The following is a 17555-nucleotide window of genomic DNA, read 5'->3' as shown; positions in this document are numbered from 1 at the left end:
CGAGCAACTCGAGCGGAGTTGTGGATCAGTTCGTCACTTGCGGAAATGAGCCCAGCACTCGCTCGACCAGAGCAGAATCCAGGTACTCCTTGATCTGCTTGATCCGGCCGTTCTCGAGACGGAAAATGAGGCAATAGTCGTTATCATAGCGCAGCCCGGCCTTCGTGACGTTGTCGCCCTTTGCTTCAACGACAACCGTGTCTCCTTCGGCGACGAAATTGAACGCTACGGTACGAAGTCGCTTATCAAATAGCGATGCTACGTTTTTCATCAATCCGTTCACCACCGCATCTCTGCCCTGGAATGTCCGAGACCACGACCACTGACCGGTTATGATCCAAGAAACGTCGTCCGCCAGATGATCGAGGAGCGTGGTACCGCTCCCATTTGCCGAATCGATGAAGATTTGCTGCACGAGATTCTTATTTTCGACGGTGCTCATACGCTCTCCACAAACGAAGACCGTGCAACATCCCCCGGACGCTCGTGGAATGGAAATTCAAAATTTGGAGTGCCAAGTATCGGAATTTGAGATCGCTTACGTGGTACGACGTGAGGAACAATACAACTGGCGAGCATGACTTATTCCCTGAGATCTGTTGAAGTCGGTCAAGTTTCCGTTTGAATCTGCGAGTGCTCCCGCCCGGCCGCATCAGCTTGTGAGCGAGTGCGACCCTACTGCGATAGGCGAGACTGATCGAGGTCATCGACAACTCACTGCTCATGCGCGGCAGCAGTAAGAGGCGGGCACCGCTATCTGCGCCGCCGCGTCGACGATCGGGAGATGGTATTCCCGGAAATGCCGAGATTTATGCAGGAAGTTGATCTGACCGAGCACCACGCCCTGCCAGCACACCGGCACATTCAGGATGCTGCCGCAACGCATAGCATAGCTCCGGGCTGGTCCGGGTCAGCGAAAAACCCGAACCTATGCTAAGAGCATATCCACCGGCACAGCGGCTACGGGTCTCACGGCAGCGCTCGGCGATCACGGCTTCTTCAAGAGCGGACATCCTCCTTCCTCCATCGGTTTGAAGGCTTCTTCTCCTGGAATTGTCGCGAGCAGGGTGTAGTAGTCGAACTTGTACTTGGACTCCGCCGGGGACTTGACGCGGAACAGATACATGTCGCGGACCAACCGGCCGTCTTCCCGGATCTTACCGTTACGGGTCATGAAATCGTTCACGGGCATTTCGCGCATCTTGGCGGCAACGGTCGGTCCATCGCGCGTGCCTGCGGCTTCGACCACCTTGAGATAGTGTATCACCGCACCATACGTGCCGGCGTGGATCATGGTCGGGACTTTGTGGGTCTTCTCGATGACACGCTTCGACCACGCGCGCGTCTCGCTATTAAGGCCCCAACAGAATGCCGAGCTGAGCATCAGGCCCTGGGCGCTTTGCAGCCCAAGGCTGTGAATGTAGGCGATGAAGACGATCAGACCGGCAAGCTTTTGCTCCCGCGTAATGCCGAACTCCCCAGCCTGCTTGACGGCGTTGATGAAATCACCGCCGGCATCGGCGAGCGCGATCACGTCCGCCTTGGAGGATTGCGCCTGCAGCAGGAAAGACGAGAAATCAGGCGTGTTGATCGGATGTTTTACGGCACCGACGACCTTGCCGCCTGTCGCGCCGATGACCTGGCGGCTATCCGCCTCGAGTTGCGGGCCGAGAGAATAGTCTGCCGAAAGGAAGAACCAGCTTTTTGCGCCGAGGCGCGAGATCGCCCGGGTTGCGCCCTGCGACAGTGCGTAGGTATCATAGGTCCAGTGGATGCCGGTCATCGAGCATCCGTCGCCGGTCAGGCGAGACGTCGCGGCGCCTGTAGCGAGAAACAGCTTCTTCTTGTCTCGCGTGATGCCCTGCACCGCCAAGGCAACGGCGGAATTGGGCACGTCGAGTATGACTTCGACGCCCTCATTCTCCAGCCAACGCCGTGCGATGACCGATCCTACATCGGCCTTGTTCTGATGGTCGCCGGCGACGACCTCGACGGCACGCCCCAGCACCTTGCCCTTGAAATCGTCAACGGCCATCTGCGCCGCAACCACCGAGCCCTGGCCGCCATTGTCGGCGTAAATCGAGGACATGTCGGTCAGGACCCCGAGCTTGACCGGACCGTCCTGCGCCATCGCAGACGTCGCGAAAAGTGCCGACGCCAAGACCGCCCCGATAGCGTTGCCTTTGACAGCTCCGAGCGATATCACGCAATATCTCATTGCCCGTCTCCTCCAAACACGGTGGATAATGATGGGATCGCTCGCTTGCGGAAGTGAAACACTTGCAGATTGGTCCTGAACCGCTTTCAGATTGCCGGCGCCGACAACGCCGCGGCATGTCTTGAGCGCCCGCGCGGTTGCGTCCGCGGCGCGTCTGGCTTTAACTGGAATCGGTCGCAGCAACACATTGGCTGTGCGGCCCCCTATCGATTGGATTCGTATCGTGTCCATTTCCTTCAAAACATTGGACTTGAATCTGCTCAAGGTCTTCGACGCCGTCATGGAGGAACGAAGCGTGCTGCGCGCCAGCCAGAAGGTCGCGCTGAGCCAGTCCGCGGTAAGCCACTCACTCGCCCGGCTCCGCGAGATGCTGGAAGACGACCTGTTCGTGCGCACGGCAACAGGCATGCAACCGACGGCGCGCGCGCTGATGATGGCTGCGCAGGTTCGCGAAGCCCTGCGCTCTCTTGAGGCGGCGGTTGAGTTGCCGACCTTCGTTCCGGCGTCCTCCACCAAGCTGTTCACGCTGGCCGCCAACGACTTCACCACCATGGTGTTGACGTCTCCGCTCCTGAAGATCCTCGGCCGCGAGGCGCCAGCCATCGACCTGACCATCAAACCGGTGACGCGGATCGACCTTGCCGAGCAGATCGACCTTGGCCGCATCGATGTCGCCATCGGCGTCTTCGCAGTCCCCCCGAGCCGTTTTCGCACCGCCCTGCTGTTCGAATATAGCGACGTGCTGATCGTCGGCGGGAAGCGCAAGCTTGGCCGGCTTGACAAGGCGAAGCTGGCGCGCATGCCGCTTGTCGTCGTCTCCTTTGGCGGCGAGCCGGAGGGCGCTGTCGGAGGCTTCATTTCCGAGCGGGGTCTCGCCAGGCGGTCCGAAATGTACGACCGCCCGGCGCTCGAACGGGCGCTGTCCGAATGCGACCGGCCGCCGCGAATAGCGGTTTCGCTGCCACATTTTCTTGCCCTGCCCGCCCTGCTCGTGGATTCCGAACTGGCGGCGATCGTCCCGGGTCCGTTGGCGAGAGCGCTCGAGCAAACCCATGCCATCACGACCTACGAGCTGCCCTACACCACTACGCCCGTCGAGGTCCGGCTGCTGTGGCACGAACGTGTCGAGGGCGAGCCATCGCACGAATGGCTTCACGAAATTCTCCGGCGCGCGACCGAGGACCTCAGGCGCGGGCGTTAGCGGATAGCTCGCTTCGCTCAGGCCGACGGCTCCGTGCCCTATCGAGCTGCCATAGTGCCGAAAATCGGGACCCAACGCTCACCATCGAAGCGTTGCGGCCTGAGTGATTTGATAAGGCAGTAGTCGTCAGGGATCGTATTGACGGTGATGCCGGGAATCAGGCCGGGAAGCGTCACGTTCTTAAGTGCCGTGGCCTGCTTCATCAGGTTCTGCGGTGAAAGGTCGGAACCGCAGGCTTCGATCACCTTGGTCATGAGAACGGCGACGTTCCATCCCGTGAAGTTTAGCTGGTCCTCGATATCGCCTTCCGGATAATACTTCTTCATGAAAGCCAACCACTCGAGATAGGCAGGGTCGTGGGCCCATTCGGGATCGCCCACGGTCTTTGTCGGCGTAGCCGAAATCGCGCCCTTCGCATTTTCCAGCCCCGCCGGCTTGAGAGTTGTCGCAACGAAGTTGCTTCCGATCGGCAAGAACTGCTGTGCGTGCCATCCAAGTTCACCTGCCTTGCGGATCGCCTGCGAGGTGAACTTGCCGGTCGACGCATTCAGAAAGACATTGGCGTCGGTGCTGGCTAGCGATACCACCTGCGAATCGACCGTCGGCGACGTCACCTCGTAAGGCGCGGTAGCGACAATTTCAGCCTGCGGATCGAGCCACGCCAGCTCAGCCTTGAAGCTGCGAAGGTATTCGCGCCCATAGTCGTCGTTCTGATAGAGCACCGCGATGCGTGCCCGCGGAATGGTCTCGGAGACCAGTCGCGCGTAAATCGCTGCTTCGGTGCTGAACAGCTCGCGGCGCGTGACCATGACGTACTTGTTGGCGAAGGGATTGAGGAGATTGATCGGGTAGTCCGTTCCCTGCCCGACCGCATTCAAACCCATGATGTCGATCATTGTCCGCATGGGGAAAGCCCGATCCGCAGTCTCTTTTCCGAGAAATTTCGCCACGAAGGCTGCCTTGTCCCAAAGGAACGAGGTCTGCGCGTCGACGCGCAAGTCCAGTTTTGCGCGTTGCATTTGGTCTGGTCGCATCAGGCTGCCATGGATGACGATAAAGCGCCTGCCTTTGATGGACCGCTCCGCGTCTGCCAGTTCATAGGCATCCAGAACGCGGTCGATAGCGGTGTCGCCGACCGCATGAACGCCGACACGCCAGCCGTAGCGGTTGGCGGTCGCAACGAGGGCATTGAACCTAGAGGGCTCTATGACGATGGTGCCCTTGTATTCGCGATCGTCGGGATAGCCGTCCCGCATCGCGGCTGTTCGCAGCGTCAATGCCTCCGTCAACTTGCAGTTTGACGCCTGAGTAACTGAGCCAGTCGTCACTAAAATCCGAGGCCGCGCCGATCCGTGAGAAGAACAGCTCCCATTCCTCGATGGATATGCTGGGATTCAGACCGCCGTTCGGCGCGTACATGGCGCTGATGCGCAATGACGCTGCCCCGCTTTACGTCCACCCCATGTAGCGAGCCCAGCGGCATCGCGGTCTACAGCAAGTACGTTGGCTCCTTCGCTGGCCAACCGTTTCGCGATGCCCGCGCCAATTCCGCTGAGATAAACGTCGTACATGACGTTGTTCCGTATTTCGGGTCGATTCCACCCACTAGCCGGCACGCTACGCGTGATTTGCGGCATATGCGACACCAAACGCGTATCTCTTGACAAGACGTCCTGCGCCTCGCTCTGCGCGAAGCTGCCCGTTCAGGTAGGCGATACGTCCCCGTGCGACTGTAGCGCTCGGGATGCCTGTAACGGTTCTGCCTTCGAAGATGCTGAAATCCGTCGCGTGATTATGCGTTTTTGCGCTGATGGTCTTACTTGCATGCGGATCCCACACGACGATGTCCGCATCTGCCCCAGGGGCGACCAATCCCTTTCGCGGCCACATATTGTAGATCTTTGCTGCGTTCGCCGATGTGACGGCGACGAACTCTTCCGGCGACAATAGACCACGACGCACCCCTCCATCCCAAACGAGCGACATTCGATCTTCGATTCCGCCGGTTCCGTTCGGAATGGCCGCAAAATTATCGCGCCCCATCCTCTTCTGTTCCTTGTTGAATGTGACGTGGTCGCTTGCCACGACCTGAATGTGGCCGGCCTGAAGCCCATTCCACAGTGCCTGGCAATGTCCTTTCGACCTGAACGGAGGGCTCATAACAAAACCCGCAGCTTCGTCAAAATCCGCGGACTTGTAGACGCTGTCGTCGATCGTAAGATGGGCTCCAAGAGCTTCTGCGTACACTTTCTGACCGGAAAGTCTCGCTCGTGATACCGCCTCGAGCGCTTCTTTGCACGAAACGTGGACGATATACAGGGGTGTCTTCGTGATTTGAGCGATCGAGATGACCCTGTTCGTGGCTTCAGCCTCGACTTCGATCGGCCGAGACAACGGATGGCCTTCCGGCCCCGTCACGCCGCGCCTCAAAAGATCTGCTTGCAAATAAGCTACGGCATCGCCGTTTTCGCAGTGCACATTGACGATCGCGCCAAGCTCCCTGGCGCGGGCAAAGCTATGGAGCATGGCTTCGTCATCGACCATGTAGGCGCCCTTGTACGCCATGAAGTGTTTGAAGCTTGGAATTCCGTGCGTCTTGACGACCTCTCCCATCTCCTCGCTGACACGTGTTGACCATGAGCTGACTGCCACATGAAACGAGTAGTCGGCAGCCGCTTTCTCTGCCCGCTGCTTCCAGACGGATACCCCCTCCAAGAGCGATTGTCCCGGATCGGGGATGCACATGTCGATAGTTGTCGTAGTTCCACCGGCCAGGCCCGCGGCCGTGCCAGAGAAGAAGTCATCTCGGCTAACCGTGCCCATGAACAACAACTCGAAATGCGTGTGCGGATCGATGCCGCCAGGCATGACTAGCTTCCCATCGGCATCGATAATCTGCGTTCCCGCGGGAACCTCCAGATCCTTGCCTATCGCGGTGATCTTGTCTGCGTCGCAATAAACATCGGCGCTCAATGTCTGATGTGCATTCACAACAGTGCCGTTCTTGATCAGAATTCCCATGCTCACTCCTCCTGTTGCGACTGACGCACCGTCACGCAGTCACCAATGTCGCGTCCTCGATCTTCCAGGTCAGTTTTACGGAAGCGCCCGCTTCGAGAGCGCCGGTATCGAAGCGATCTGCTCGCCGATCGACGCGGATCTCGGAGCCGTCGGCCAGGCCAAGCGAGAGGCTTATTCGGCCGGCGACCGTGCAGCTTGTGACCACTCGAGCCTCCAAGGAATTATAGTTCGCCTCGACTTCGCGCCGATTCGCGACCCCAGCGATGTCGATGCGGTCGAGGTTGATGGACAATGCCGCATTTCCGCTTCGGAGCTCGCCTTTTGCGCCAAACGTCCCGAGCCGGGTTTCGACTTGGACTTCACCTCCACGTCGATCGATTACATCGGCGTCGAGAACAAGATTTCTTCCTACGAACTTGGCCACGAACCGGGACGTTGGCCGGGCGCAAAGATCTTCGGGAGTACTGACCTGTTCAACCCAGCCGGCGTTCATCACGACGATGCGATCGGAAAGAGCCAATGCCTCCGCCTGGCTATGCGTCACGAAAAGAAACGTCAGCCCAAGACGCCGTTGCAGTATCTTGAGCTCGGATTGCACCTCCTTTCTGAGGCTCGCATCTAATGCACCAAGCGGCTCGTCCAATAGGAGGATCGAAGGTTCGACCGAAAGCGCTCTTGCCAATGCTACGCGTTGCCGCTGCCCGCCCGACAAAGAGTCGATCTGCCGATTGAGAACGTCCTCCAGACGAAGCATCCGAGCCAGATCGGCTATCCGTTCGCTTGGCCGCCCCCGACTTTGGAAACGTAGCCCGAAGGCGATGTTCTCCCGAACATTGAGATGTGGGAACAACGCATAGTCTTGAAATACCATTGCGGTAGGACGCCTCTCGGGGGGCAAGCGCGTAACGTCACGCCTCTCGATCAGAACCCGCCCCGCGGAACATTTTTCGAAGCCAGCGACCATCCGCAAAGTGGTGGTTTTCCCGCAGCCCGAGGGGCCTACCAGAGCGATGAACTCGCCCGCTTGGACATCGAGGTCAACCCTTCGAACGCCGACTACGCCGTTGGGATAGACCTTACTCAGATTCTCCAGCGCGAGGCTGACCATGATCGATGCCTCACGCAGTCAAGAACTCATCCCAGCGTTGAACGAGATAGTCATACTCGTCGGGCCACTGGTGCCAGAAGGCGACATGCGAGGATCGCGCCTCAAGCGATCCGCCGTCACGCACTTCGCCTTCGACAATTCCCCGCTCCGGCGGGCCGATCCAGGACTTTCCCTCGTACCAGAACGCGTACTTTTCCGGCTTCATCGCGTTCTTGATCGTTCGGGTCGGAGAATAATAACCTTGTTCCGAGACCACGGCGGATGGAGGGCCGGACAACCAGTAATCGGCATACGCGAGCACCGCCTCGGGATTGCGGGACACTTTCAACTGTGAGACGCCGTAGGCCCAGGCGCGATAGCCTTCTTTGGGAATCGCGTATCGAGCGGGCTTGCCTTGCGCACGTACGGCCATGATCGCCGGCTGCCAAGCATCACTGATCACTATCTCGCCGGACGCAAGATAATTGACCAGCTCTCCAAAATCACCCCAGAGCGCGCGGAACTGACGTCCCTTCTTCTTCGAAATCAAAAACTTGATGGCTTCGTCGATCTGCTTCTTGCTGGGGTTGCCGGGGTTCTTCACTTCCAAGAGGCCAGTCGTGTTCATGGCCAGGAGCGCCTCTCCCATCGCCATCAGTGGATCGGTATTCAATCCCGAGCGTCCTTTCCACTTCTCGTCGAAGATCGCCGCCCAACTTCCGGCCTCCTCCGCGGCGACCGCGTCGGGGTTGTAGCCGACGCTATCGAAATTGTAGATCGTAGGTACCATCCACAACTTGGTCTGGGCCTTATCCGCCCATATCTGTCCGAACACCTGAGCATCGGGGGAGAATTTCGGATCCGGCTTGAGAAACGTCTCTCGAATGTCGCGCCAATGTGGAATGGCCGAGATTTCGATCGGCACCGCATTGCTTGTAGAAACCAGCGCGGGTACGCGCTCACCCATCGTTTCCCAGCAGTCGTATTCGGTCGACCCCGAGAGAATCCTCGTCTGAGCGTCCGGAAAAGTCGCGGTCGTGCCTGAAACCGCGCCTACGCCGCTTTCCGCCTTGAATGCCGAAAGTATGCGCTCCTGGACGGACACCGAGACCCCGATAGTGCTTAGCTTCTGCTTCGCGAGATCGTTGGCCTTTGCCCATGCAATCGAGGATTTGAGGAAGGGCGTACCGCCACCGGCCGCGAGCGCAATCGCGCCGGCAGTAGACTTAAGAACGTTGCGTCGTGTCGACTTCATCAGATCCATAGCAGCTGCCCCTTTGGTTTCGATTCAACTCTTTGAGCGACGCCAGCCGTACGGCGGCGTCGGCCGGCACGTTCACAACATCACGTCTCCGCTGTTCGGTCCGAGCGTCTGCCCGACGTAAAGGCGGGCCGCAGGAGAAAGTAAGAACGCAACTGTCTCCGCTACGTCCGACGGGTCGCCGAAGATACCCAACGGGAGTTCATCAAGCTTTCGATCGCGCCATGCCTTGGACGCCTCCAAGGTAAGAGGCGTATTGATGGGCCCCGGCGCGACGGCATTCACGCGGATGTTCTTGGAGCTGAGCTCGAGGGCGAGCGATTTCGTCAGTCCTATGATGCCGGCTTTAGCGGCCGAGTAATGCGCCAACTCGATCCCGCCTTTCTGGCCAAGCTGAGATGCCATGTTCACGATGGTCCCGCCTCCACGAGCCAACATCAGCGGAATCGCGGCGGCGCAGCAGAGAAACGTCCCGCGCAGGTGGACCGCTATCATCCGATCCCACTCGGAGATCGTCAGGGAGGTGAACGGCGACTGGACCAGATATCCGGCGTTGTTCACTAGCGCGCATGCGCCTCCATAGCGCTGCGCTTCCGCGATAAGCGAATGCGCATGATGAGGGTCGGCCACATCGCCGATCACGGCCGTCGCCTGTCCCTCCTTAGAGTTTAGACACTCTACGACGTCTCTCACCGACTCCGACTTGTCGCCGAGCACGAGCCGATAACCCAAGGCACAGAGCTTCTCGGCGATCGCCTTTCCGATTCCGCTTGCTGCGCCCGTAACGATAGCGGTCTGGTCGGATATCGGCGCGCCTTTCATGCGATTTCCTCCTGAATGGCGTGCCGCTTAGTTCGCATCACGGTGATCGCCATCAACGCCCCGTAGACAGCCAGCAAGGAGAGAGAGAACAGAGTGGTGATGACACCGAATGCGAACAAATTCGGATGAATCTCGGTCGTGAAAGTGCCGTAGATTGCGAGCGGCAATGTCGCATCGGCGCCGGCGGAAAACAGCGTCCTCGCGAATTCGTCATAGCTGAGTGTGAAAGCGAACAGCATCGAGCTCACGATGCCTGGACTGATCAGGGGGAACGTCACACGCCTAAATGTCCGCGCCGGCGATACGCCGAGACTCGCCGCGGCGTCCTCAAGCACTGGATCGAAGCGGCGAAACACGACGGTCATAACGAGAAACGAGAATGGCAGGGTATACACGACGTGCGCTGCAAGCCCGGTACCCCACCACGTACGCGGTATTCCCGCTCCGTTCGCCAGGAGCGCGATCCCGAGACCGACAAGGACACCTGGAGTGAGCATCCCGAGCAAGATCAACCCGAAGGCCACGCGATCGCCGAGGAACCGACGGCGGAAGGCATTGGCGGCCAGCACGCCCAAGATGGTCGAGATCACCATCGTGAGACACGCCAACGTCAACGACCTCAACAAAGCGTCGCCGATCGGAAGCGGCGCGACGCGCGACGGCGGCGTCAGACCGAACAGGTGCCGATACCAATAGAGCGACCACTCAACGATGGGGAACTGTGGTCCGCCATCGGGCCCAGTCTGAAAACTAAGGACCCCCATCACGAGCAGTGGCGAATACAGGAAGGCCAAGAATGCCGCGCACCAAACGAGAAGCGCCGTTCTGATCAGATTGTGCCCCTCCATCAGCGGAACCCCCGCTTGATGGCGGCAATCCTGAACAGCCCACCGACCACCAGCACCGCCAGCATCGTCAGGACGCAGCCCACGACTGAGGCTAACGCCCATCGAAGGGTGCCGACCTGGTTCACTATGACGTTTCCAAGGAGGTTGACCTGACGTCCTGACAACGCGGCTGAGGTCGCAAACTCTCCGAGCACCATCACGGAGACGAATATGGCCCCAACCAACAATCCCGGCTTGCTCAACGGCAACACGATCCGAAACAGAACTGCTAAGAAGCTCGCGCCGAGGTCTCGCGCCGCCTCGATAAGATTACGATCGATACGTGAGACCATGTACGCGACCGGCCCTACTACGAATACCGAGTAGACCTGAGTCATTCCGATAAGAACGCTCAGCTCTGAGAACAGCAACTGATCGAGCGGCGCGCTCGTCACGTGAAGCCACTGCAGGATCTCGTTCACAGCTCCCTCTCGTCCGAGCATCGGACGCCATGCGAGAACTCGAATAAGAAAGGATGTCCAAAATGGAATGATGCACGCGACGATGAGAGCGGTCTGGACCGTCCGGCTTCTGACGAAGAGGCCGATGTAGACCGCTACAGGAACGCTCAATATGAACGAGGCAGTCAGAACGATTCCCCACAACCTGAGTGTGGTGAGCGTGGCCTCTAGATACGTCCGCGTCGTTAGGAAGTTGGTCCAGTTCGAAAGCGTCGGAATGGGGCGAATGGCGAAGGTCGTCTGCGTCCAAAAGCTTACGATGACTATGGCAGCCAGCGGCAGTAGAAGAAATAGCATCATCCAGAGGACCGCGGGCAACACAAGGAGCCCTGACCGTGCTGTCCGAGCCGACGGCGGCGACCTTACCTGCTGTAATGTCGACGGTTCGTCCTGAGGGGCCGTGGATTCGAATACCTGCGTGACAGTGGCCGGCCAGGTCAGTCGATAAGTGCGTCGCGGCACCAGTGGCTCGGTATGCTCGTCGACGTCCCGCTCGGTCTGCAGAATCGTACCGTCGCCTGACGCGAAGAAGCCGCGAATCTTTCCATCCAGCCGCTCCGACGCAATGAAGCTCGCTTCGATAGCAGATTGACCGCTCGTACCGGGCGGCGTCGGCTGCGTTTCTTCGACCTTCGTCGATTGAATGGGAAAACAAGCCAGGCAATCGGGGTGCATGCCTGGATACGAGCCGCGCCCAAGTTCGCGCGAACTAACGATGTTGAAGCGATCGAATACCCTGGCTACGCGTTCCGAGCGTGGCGTCGACAGGATCTGCGATGGGCTTCCGACCTGCTCGATATGTCCAGCATCCAATACGACGATCCGGTCGCCGACCGACAGAGCTTCCGCGTCATCGCCGGTAAAATGGATAAATGGGATTTGGAGTCGCCTCTGTAACGCCACGAGCTCTCGTTGCATTCTTGCGCGAAGGCCCGCATCGAGTGCGCCCAGCGGTTCATCCAGGAGCAGTACACGCGGTCTGATAACGAGCGTCCTTGCGAGCGCCACGCGTTGCTTCTGACCGCCCGAGAGTTGCTGGATCTGACGATCGCCGAGGTCGCCGAGATCTACCAGTTCCAATGCCCAGCGAACCGCCTCGGCGACATTGTCCTTGGATTGCGGTGTCCGCCCGCCGTACTGGAGGCCAAAAGCCACGTTCCGGGACACATTTAGATGCGGGAAAAGCGCGAAAGATTGGAACACCACGCCTACGCCGCGCTCGGCAGCCTTCTTGGAGGTTACGTCGATCCCATCCAGGAGTAGTTTGCCTTCTTTCGTTTCCTCGAAGCCCGCGATCATTCGGAGCAGGACCGTCTTGCCGGACCCGCTTCGACCGACGACAGCCACATACTCGCTTCTGTGGATCTCAAGACTTATATTCTCGAGTATCCGCCTGCCTCCGATCTCCCTGCTGATGCCCCGCAGGGATAGCCCCAGACCATCGATCTCGGATGGCTCAGCACCATCGAGTTGCGAAAACATCTTGGTGGGGTGATCGTTCATTCAGGCCCCGTTGTGCCGGGCTGGACTCGATTCGAGATCTTGCTCATTTCGCAACCTGGGGTTCGGTCGCACGCTGGGATCCTTGTCTTTCACATAAATGTGCGATCACGTCTCTCACGGTCACGATATCGCCGTACTTGGCTTCGATGTCGATCAAACTTTGATTGTGCGCCGACTTGGATCGGTCGCTTACGGCGTCGCGTACGACGATTGTTCGAAGGCCACTCTGACATGCATCGACGGCTGTCGCGCGGACACATCCGCTTGTCGTACATCCTGCGATGATCAGAGTATCGACGCCTTGGCTCCATAATCGAGAGGCGAATTCCGTTCCGAAAAAGCAGCTGGCGTATCGCTTCTCCAGGACGGTGTCGTAGTTCGCCCGATGCAAGCGTTGATCGATCTCTACAGCCGCCGTCTTGGCTCGTAATGTCGCCAAGCCTTGCATCTTGAGGAGCCACACCCCGGCATCGCTCATTCCCGGCCCATCGTAGCTTATGGTCGAGAAGAACACGGGGACGTCGGCTTCGTGGGCCGCATCAACCAGAATATTTACTTGGCTGATCGTCTCTTCCGCCGGCGCACCGAGCGGTAGTCTGGGATCGGTAAAACCGTTCGTGAGATCGATAACGACCAAGGCAGGCTTCTTTCCGAAGCCCATTTTATTCGCGAACCCGCGCGCTCGATAATCTTCGAGTTCGTGTGCCTGCCTAACGACGCTCATGACTCCCCTTCCGCAGTACCGGTACATCAACTTGGCGACGATGGGCGACGCCCGCACGCATGGCAATCGCCACCTAAGAAACTCACTCTTTCCGATCTTCGAAAGACAAGCGCACTGCTAAGTGCACGCACTTCCGCGCGATACCCGCGATGAACTCGCGCGCTCGACTGCCGAATGAGCAATCATCTGCTATGTTCGCCTTGATCGTGAGCGCCCTCGTATGCTCACGCCGGTTCGCGCTGCTTCTTATCCTTCATGCAGGCGAGGCGTGGCATGATCTCGTTTCCGAACGATCGGACCCCTTGAACAAAGTCTGGGAAGGACCAGAGCATGCCCGAAATTCCCGACTCGGCAGCTATCGCGTCGATCTTCCTCGCGCAGGTTTCATATGAGCCGGCGATCACGGGAATACTCATATAGGCCATGTTGCCGTCTGCCGCCGACTGCGACAGCGCCGCTCTCAGATTCTCGCTCGAGCCGCCCTTGTTGGTGTCCATCGTCGCGCTCGAGACCATATTTCCGATTGCCGTCAGATCGGCCTCATCGATGATCTTTTGGGTCATGGCCTCGGCCGCCGCGTCCGTCTCGGCGGAGATCAGAGTGAAGCAGGCCAATGTCCCGACATCTCTATTGTGCTTGGCCGCCTGCGCTTTGAGCGCTGCGGTAAGGGATCTGAGGCGCTCCTTGGGCGCGAACACGAAATTGTAGTCCGCGTATCGGGCGGTGAAGTCGGCTCCTTTGGGCGACTGCCCTGCACTCACGACCTGGATGCGATTCTTGGGTATGGGGTAGCAAGTGCAATCGTCCAGCGTGAAACGAGATGTCTTGCGGGTCACTCTCCCGCGCTCCCACAACTCTTTCACGATCTCGAAGTATTCCGAGGCGTAGTCGTACCGATCGTCGTGATACGTATCTGACGGCCAAAGGCCCATCTGATCGTACTCCGGGCGGTTCCATCCGGTGACGATGTTCAACCCGCACCGACCGCCGCTTACGCTGTCCAAGGTCGATATCATGCGCGCTGTGATCGCCGGATGGAGACTCGGAATTCCGGCGCTCGCGAAAATGCGGATGCGCTGGGTCGATGCGGCGAGCGCGGCGCTCAACGTAAACGACTCGAGGCAGGCGTCCCAAAACCCTGTCGGACCGCCGAAACCGCGGAACTTGATCATGGAAATCACGAAGTCGAGGCCGTACCGCTCGGACTCCTGAGTAATCTGCAGGAGATGCTCGTAGGTCGGAATGTAGATTGGGCTCGCCTTTGAAAGGATGTAGCCGTTGCTTCCGTTGGGAAGAAAAATTCCGAATTGCATCGAATTCTCCTGCATCGACGCGCGGCTAAGCGTGTCATTTTGTTCGTTTCACCGCCGCATGAATGGGCGACGGCCGGAGCGGGCCACGACTTCGCAGGGACGACAGCAGCTCGATTGAGATGGCCCGCGAACCAGTGCCGCAGTCCGTCCCAAAAAGAACCCGCTGGCACAATGGATAGGTCGTTCTGCTTCTTGTCTGCCGCTCTAGATGCCTGTGAAGACCGCAGAGGGGAGCGTGGCGGGCCACCCGGATGTTCGCAATGGCCAGGTTAGAAAGTCACTCTTTCCAATATGCGAAAGGCGGCACGAGGCCGATGCTATTTCAAGATGCGCTACTGAGCGCGATCGCGCGCTGCACGAAGTCGAGGAATGCCTTGGCGCATTCACTGAGATATTTCTTATGGGGTACCAGGGCGAATATGCTTCGGGTGGGCATCTGGTAATCGCTGAGAATTTCGACGAGGTGGCCGCGAAGGATGTCTTGCCGCACGTGAGACAGCGAGAACAGACCGATCCCTACACCGTCCAGACATAGCCGTCTGAGTATATCTCCGCTATTGCAGGCGAACGTTCCGTTGATATCGACGGCCGTGTCGCGGCCTTGTATGCGGACAGGCCAGGCATGCTGATGCGCGGTATAGACATTGACAAGACAGTTGAAGCCTTTCAAATCCTCGGGTGCATCCGGGCAGCCGTTTTGGTCGATGAAAGACGGCGACGCACAAAAGACGCGACGCTCCTCTCCGAGATAGATCGACGGATATTTTGTGCAGGGCTGGTCATCTATCCGTATCGCGATGTCGATCTGTTCGGCAATCAGATCAGCAGACGCTGCGGTCACGCAATAGTCGAGCGTTATGCCGGGATTGAGGCGCACGAACTCTGAGAGCCGCGGCGCCAGAATGGTTTGCGAAAGAGCGGGTGGAGCGGTAACTCGAAGTTTTCCGGTCACGTTGTGGGACGCTTCGCCGTTCTTGTAGTCGACAGCTGCGCTAAGCGCGCTAAGCGCCACTTGGCATTGGTCGAAAAAGACCCTGCCGGCCTCCGTAATGCTGAGTTGTCTTGTCGTTCGCTGTATCAGCGGCCGCTCAAGCGCGTGTTCCAAGGCGTCGACGTGTTTGCTAATCGTTGAAGGCGCCAGATTGAGCAGGCGCGCCGCCGCGGAGAAACTGCTCGTTTCGACGACCGCGCAGAATATTCGCAGGGATCCGATGTCTGCGGCCTCAAGACGCCGAAGATAATTCGGGGTGACGGATTGCCGCTTCTGAACCAACACGCTTGTCACCCCCGAACGACGGCAGACCTGTAAGCGGAGCAAGTGACGCAAGTTCTATGCCAGAGCACCGATGTCTGCTCGCCCATTGCGATCAGCGCGTGGCATGCAGAGGCTCATTGTATCGAGAAACTTCCCGCAATTGGCCAACTTCCGGATAGGAGAGCCGCATCGCTATGCGATACGGCCCTGAGGGTAGTGTTTCGTGTCGAGGAGACATAGTCAAACCCTTCGTGCTCTCTTCCGGGTCGTCCCCGCGCACGGATAGATTTTACGAGGCGGTCTCTAGCGCAGCAGCTGATGTTGCCGGGCGCGTCGGCTGTCCCTGCCGTAAGGCAACAATTTGCGCCTGTCCTCAGCCGACTAAGGGCGGGAATTCTCCATTGCCACGAGGCCGGCGACGATCTCGGCCGTGAGGGCTGAGAGCGTCCAACCTAGGTGCCCGTGCCCAGTGTTGTAGAAGACACCGGCTTTTCGTCCCCGACGCACGATGGGCATCATGTTCGGCATCATTGGCCGAAGGCCCGTCTCTGGAACATAAGACACTACGGGCGAAACACTGTCGAGACGACACGTATGGCCATCGAGGCCCGCCGCCATCTTTTCACAATAGCTGAGCGAGAGAAGATCGCCTTCGATCTCGAGGAAAGGGGAATTCTACACATCTACGACGACCGGGCGAGCTTCGAGTCGGCAGAACGGGTCAATACCCTGCTTCGTCTAGGCGGACTTGATCGCCGTGCTGTCACTCCGGAAGAACTCAGAAAGATCGAGCCTGCGCTCCATGGGCAGTATTATGGGGGCTTCTTCACCGAGTCTGATGCAACGGGCGACATTCACAAGTTCACCCGCGGTCTCGCGGAAGCCTGCAAGAGACGCGGAGCGACCTTCGTACATGAGGCAGATGTCTTCGACATCCAGCCCACTGGAGCGAGTTTCATGGTAGCGTGGGGATCCCCTGCAGGGGAGCTTGGCAGTGTAGTCAAAAAGACCCAAGGCCGTTTGCCGTCCGGTCGCTAGATCGCAAACGCCCGACGTCCTCGTGCCATTCCCGGGGACGCGACGGCCACTAATGTAGTGCTCGATTGAACTCGTCATTTTCTGCTTTTCAAATGGTATGGGAATATCGTAGAGGCTCGGTCTATCCAGGCGGGAAGAGTACTGGGATGCATTCCACGGCGGAGCTTGCCGAGGCATCGATTTCGTCAAGGAGGCTTTGCTGGTCCAACTCCAAAACGACTTTCCATATCAGCATGTTGATTTCCGGAGACGCTTTTGCATCAGGAAGGGCGAACGAACGGTCTTCCGGGCCGCCGGCTTGATCGAGCCTTATCACGGTCGGTGGAGGTCCCGACGAAATGCGAAATCGCGCCCCGGTGCGCGCGCCGACCGCGGTGAACGTCCTCGTAGCTTCGAACTGGAGCCGCTGATCGGCCGCAAGCCAGTTTTCCAGCAGAACCCTCGGGTCGATGACCGAACCACTTGCCGCCAGCGCGTTACCAATCCGCTCATGCAGGGTCGCCAGGGCCGAAGTCAGCGCGGCAGTCGGCGACCCGTGATTTCGTCCAGTGCGAATGAAGATCGTTTCCTCCGCGGCAGGATTGAACTCTCCGCTGATCGCAAGCCCACCTTCTTCCTTGACGACGGCCAGATAACCTTGTCGCGCCAACGCTCGAAATCGACTACTTGCGATCGAAATCTCGTCGGCACACTCTGGTCGAAAGAAATGCTGATGAGCTTTTGCCTTCAATAAGATGTGCCGCGCCATTCGACTCTCGACAATT

Annotated in this window: 16 protein-coding genes and 1 pseudogene; 2 read left to right on the top strand and 15 right to left on the bottom strand. The window is 58.7% G+C overall.

All coding sequences use genetic code 11. The annotated features are described in order from the left end of the window. Window positions 1-25: 25 nt before the first annotated feature. The 3 genes from YUA_RS0116910 to YUA_RS0116900 form a co-directional block, all read right to left on the bottom strand. Window positions 26-442: a nuclear transport factor 2 family protein gene (locus YUA_RS0116910; protein ID WP_027531772.1), complete on the bottom strand. Its 417-nt coding sequence runs from the start codon at window positions 440-442 to the stop codon at window positions 26-28. 279 nt (window positions 443-721) lie between these two features. Continuing rightward, window positions 722-886 carry a GAF domain-containing protein gene (locus YUA_RS50020; RefSeq protein WP_156947147.1) on the bottom strand — a complete coding sequence of 55 codons (165 nt, stop codon included), beginning with the start codon at window positions 884-886 and terminating at the stop codon, window positions 722-724. Between the two features lie 102 nt (window positions 887-988). Next, a complete protein-coding gene (locus tag YUA_RS0116900; RefSeq protein WP_027531771.1) occupies window positions 989-2218 on the bottom strand; it encodes an ABC transporter substrate-binding protein in 1230 nt (409 codons plus the stop codon). A gap of 121 nt (window positions 2219-2339) precedes the next feature. Here YUA_RS0116900 and YUA_RS0116895 point away from each other — a divergent pair, with 121 nt between their 5' ends. After that, window positions 2340-3419 (top strand): LysR family transcriptional regulator, encoded by a 1080-nt coding sequence (locus tag YUA_RS0116895; protein ID WP_245285187.1) that lies wholly within the window; start codon window positions 2340-2342, stop codon window positions 3417-3419. Window positions 3420-3457: 38 nt separating this feature from the next. Here YUA_RS0116895 and YUA_RS51695 read toward each other — a convergent pair whose 3' ends face one another. From YUA_RS51695 to YUA_RS50015, 11 genes and pseudogenes are all read right to left on the bottom strand, one after another. Further along, window positions 3458-4708, bottom strand: a complete 1251-nt coding sequence (locus tag YUA_RS51695; RefSeq protein ID WP_156947146.1) for an ABC transporter substrate-binding protein — start codon at window positions 4706-4708, stop codon at window positions 3458-3460. Between the two features lie 328 nt (window positions 4709-5036). Beyond that, window positions 5037-6440, bottom strand: a complete 1404-nt coding sequence (hydA, locus tag YUA_RS44160; RefSeq protein WP_156947145.1) for a dihydropyrimidinase — start codon at window positions 6438-6440, stop codon at window positions 5037-5039. Between the two features lie 31 nt (window positions 6441-6471). Then, the gene (locus tag YUA_RS0116875) at window positions 6472-7548 is read right to left on the bottom strand and encodes an ABC transporter ATP-binding protein (RefSeq protein ID WP_051383218.1); all 1077 of its coding nucleotides are present in this window, start codon (window positions 7546-7548) and stop codon (window positions 6472-6474) included. 10 nt (window positions 7549-7558) lie between these two features. Next, window positions 7559-8791, bottom strand: coding sequence for a PotD/PotF family extracellular solute-binding protein (locus YUA_RS0116870; protein WP_027531768.1), 1233 nt, complete (start codon window positions 8789-8791; stop codon window positions 7559-7561). Between the two features lie 72 nt (window positions 8792-8863). Then, window positions 8864-9610, bottom strand: coding sequence for an SDR family NAD(P)-dependent oxidoreductase (locus tag YUA_RS0116865; RefSeq protein ID WP_027531767.1), 747 nt, complete (start codon window positions 9608-9610; stop codon window positions 8864-8866). Then, window positions 9607-10203, bottom strand: a complete 597-nt coding sequence (locus YUA_RS0116860; protein ID WP_245285186.1) for an ABC transporter permease — start codon at window positions 10201-10203, stop codon at window positions 9607-9609. The genes YUA_RS0116865 and YUA_RS0116860 overlap by 4 nt, the downstream gene beginning before the upstream one ends. Before the next feature lie 254 nt (window positions 10204-10457). Beyond that, window positions 10458-12461 carry an ATP-binding cassette domain-containing protein gene (locus tag YUA_RS52585; RefSeq protein WP_084292645.1) on the bottom strand — a complete coding sequence of 668 codons (2004 nt, stop codon included), beginning with the start codon at window positions 12459-12461 and terminating at the stop codon, window positions 10458-10460. Window positions 12462-12504: 43 nt separating this feature from the next. Then, a complete protein-coding gene (locus tag YUA_RS44150; protein WP_035971176.1) occupies window positions 12505-13185 on the bottom strand; it encodes an isochorismatase family protein in 681 nt (226 codons plus the stop codon). Between the two features lie 224 nt (window positions 13186-13409). Continuing rightward, entirely contained in the window at window positions 13410-14498 is a 1089-nt protein-coding gene (locus tag YUA_RS0116845; RefSeq protein WP_027531765.1) for an LLM class flavin-dependent oxidoreductase, read from the bottom strand. Between the two features lie 322 nt (window positions 14499-14820). After that, the gene (locus YUA_RS0116840; protein WP_198029437.1) at window positions 14821-15774 is read right to left on the bottom strand and encodes a LysR family transcriptional regulator; all 954 of its coding nucleotides are present in this window, start codon (window positions 15772-15774) and stop codon (window positions 14821-14823) included. Window positions 15775-16134: 360 nt separating this feature from the next. Further along, a pseudogene (locus tag YUA_RS50015) lies at window positions 16135-16314 on the bottom strand (FAD-dependent oxidoreductase); the annotation flags it as partial. Between the two features lie 33 nt (window positions 16315-16347). Between YUA_RS50015 and YUA_RS0116835 the strand changes: the two are divergent. Then, window positions 16348-16791, top strand: coding sequence for an FAD-dependent oxidoreductase (locus YUA_RS0116835; protein WP_027531763.1), 444 nt, complete (start codon window positions 16348-16350; stop codon window positions 16789-16791). Window positions 16792-16912: 121 nt separating this feature from the next. Here the strand turns inward: YUA_RS0116835 and YUA_RS0116830 are convergent, their stop codons facing one another. Further along, window positions 16913-17539 carry a hypothetical protein gene (locus tag YUA_RS0116830; RefSeq protein ID WP_156947144.1) on the bottom strand — a complete coding sequence of 209 codons (627 nt, stop codon included), beginning with the start codon at window positions 17537-17539 and terminating at the stop codon, window positions 16913-16915. Window positions 17540-17555 lie beyond the last annotated feature (16 nt).

Origin of the sequence: Bradyrhizobium sp. WSM3983, from assembly GCF_000473045.1 — a bacterium.
Taxonomy (GTDB): Bacteria; Pseudomonadota; Alphaproteobacteria; order Rhizobiales; family Xanthobacteraceae; genus Bradyrhizobium.
This window is presented reverse-complemented; position numbering and strand designations above follow the sequence as displayed.

Coding starts and splice junctions, on each gene's coding strand:
- YUA_RS52585 (WP_084292645.1), bottom strand. CDS start 12,461: ATGAACGATCACCCCACCAAGATGTTTTCGCAACTCGATGGTGCTGAG.
- YUA_RS0116835 (WP_027531763.1), top strand. CDS start 16,348: ATGGCCATCGAGGCCCGCCGCCATCTTTTCACAATAGCTGAGCGAGAG.
- YUA_RS44150 (WP_035971176.1), bottom strand. CDS start 13,185: ATGAGCGTCGTTAGGCAGGCACACGAACTCGAAGATTATCGAGCGCGC.
- YUA_RS0116830 (WP_156947144.1), bottom strand. CDS start 17,539: ATGGCGCGGCACATCTTATTGAAGGCAAAAGCTCATCAGCATTTCTTT.
- YUA_RS0116860 (WP_245285186.1), bottom strand. CDS start 10,203: ATGGTGATCTCGACCATCTTGGGCGTGCTGGCCGCCAATGCCTTCCGC.
- YUA_RS0116875 (WP_051383218.1), bottom strand. CDS start 7,548: ATGGTCAGCCTCGCGCTGGAGAATCTGAGTAAGGTCTATCCCAACGGC.
- hydA (WP_156947145.1), bottom strand. CDS start 6,440: ATGGGAATTCTGATCAAGAACGGCACTGTTGTGAATGCACATCAGACA.
- YUA_RS0116845 (WP_027531765.1), bottom strand. CDS start 14,498: ATGCAATTCGGAATTTTTCTTCCCAACGGAAGCAACGGCTACATCCTT.
- YUA_RS0116900 (WP_027531771.1), bottom strand. CDS start 2,218: ATGAGATATTGCGTGATATCGCTCGGAGCTGTCAAAGGCAACGCTATC.
- YUA_RS0116910 (WP_027531772.1), bottom strand. CDS start 442: ATGAGCACCGTCGAAAATAAGAATCTCGTGCAGCAAATCTTCATCGAT.
- YUA_RS0116870 (WP_027531768.1), bottom strand. CDS start 8,791: ATGGATCTGATGAAGTCGACACGACGCAACGTTCTTAAGTCTACTGCC.
- YUA_RS50020 (WP_156947147.1), bottom strand. CDS start 886: ATGCGTTGCGGCAGCATCCTGAATGTGCCGGTGTGCTGGCAGGGCGTG.
- YUA_RS0116865 (WP_027531767.1), bottom strand. CDS start 9,610: ATGAAAGGCGCGCCGATATCCGACCAGACCGCTATCGTTACGGGCGCA.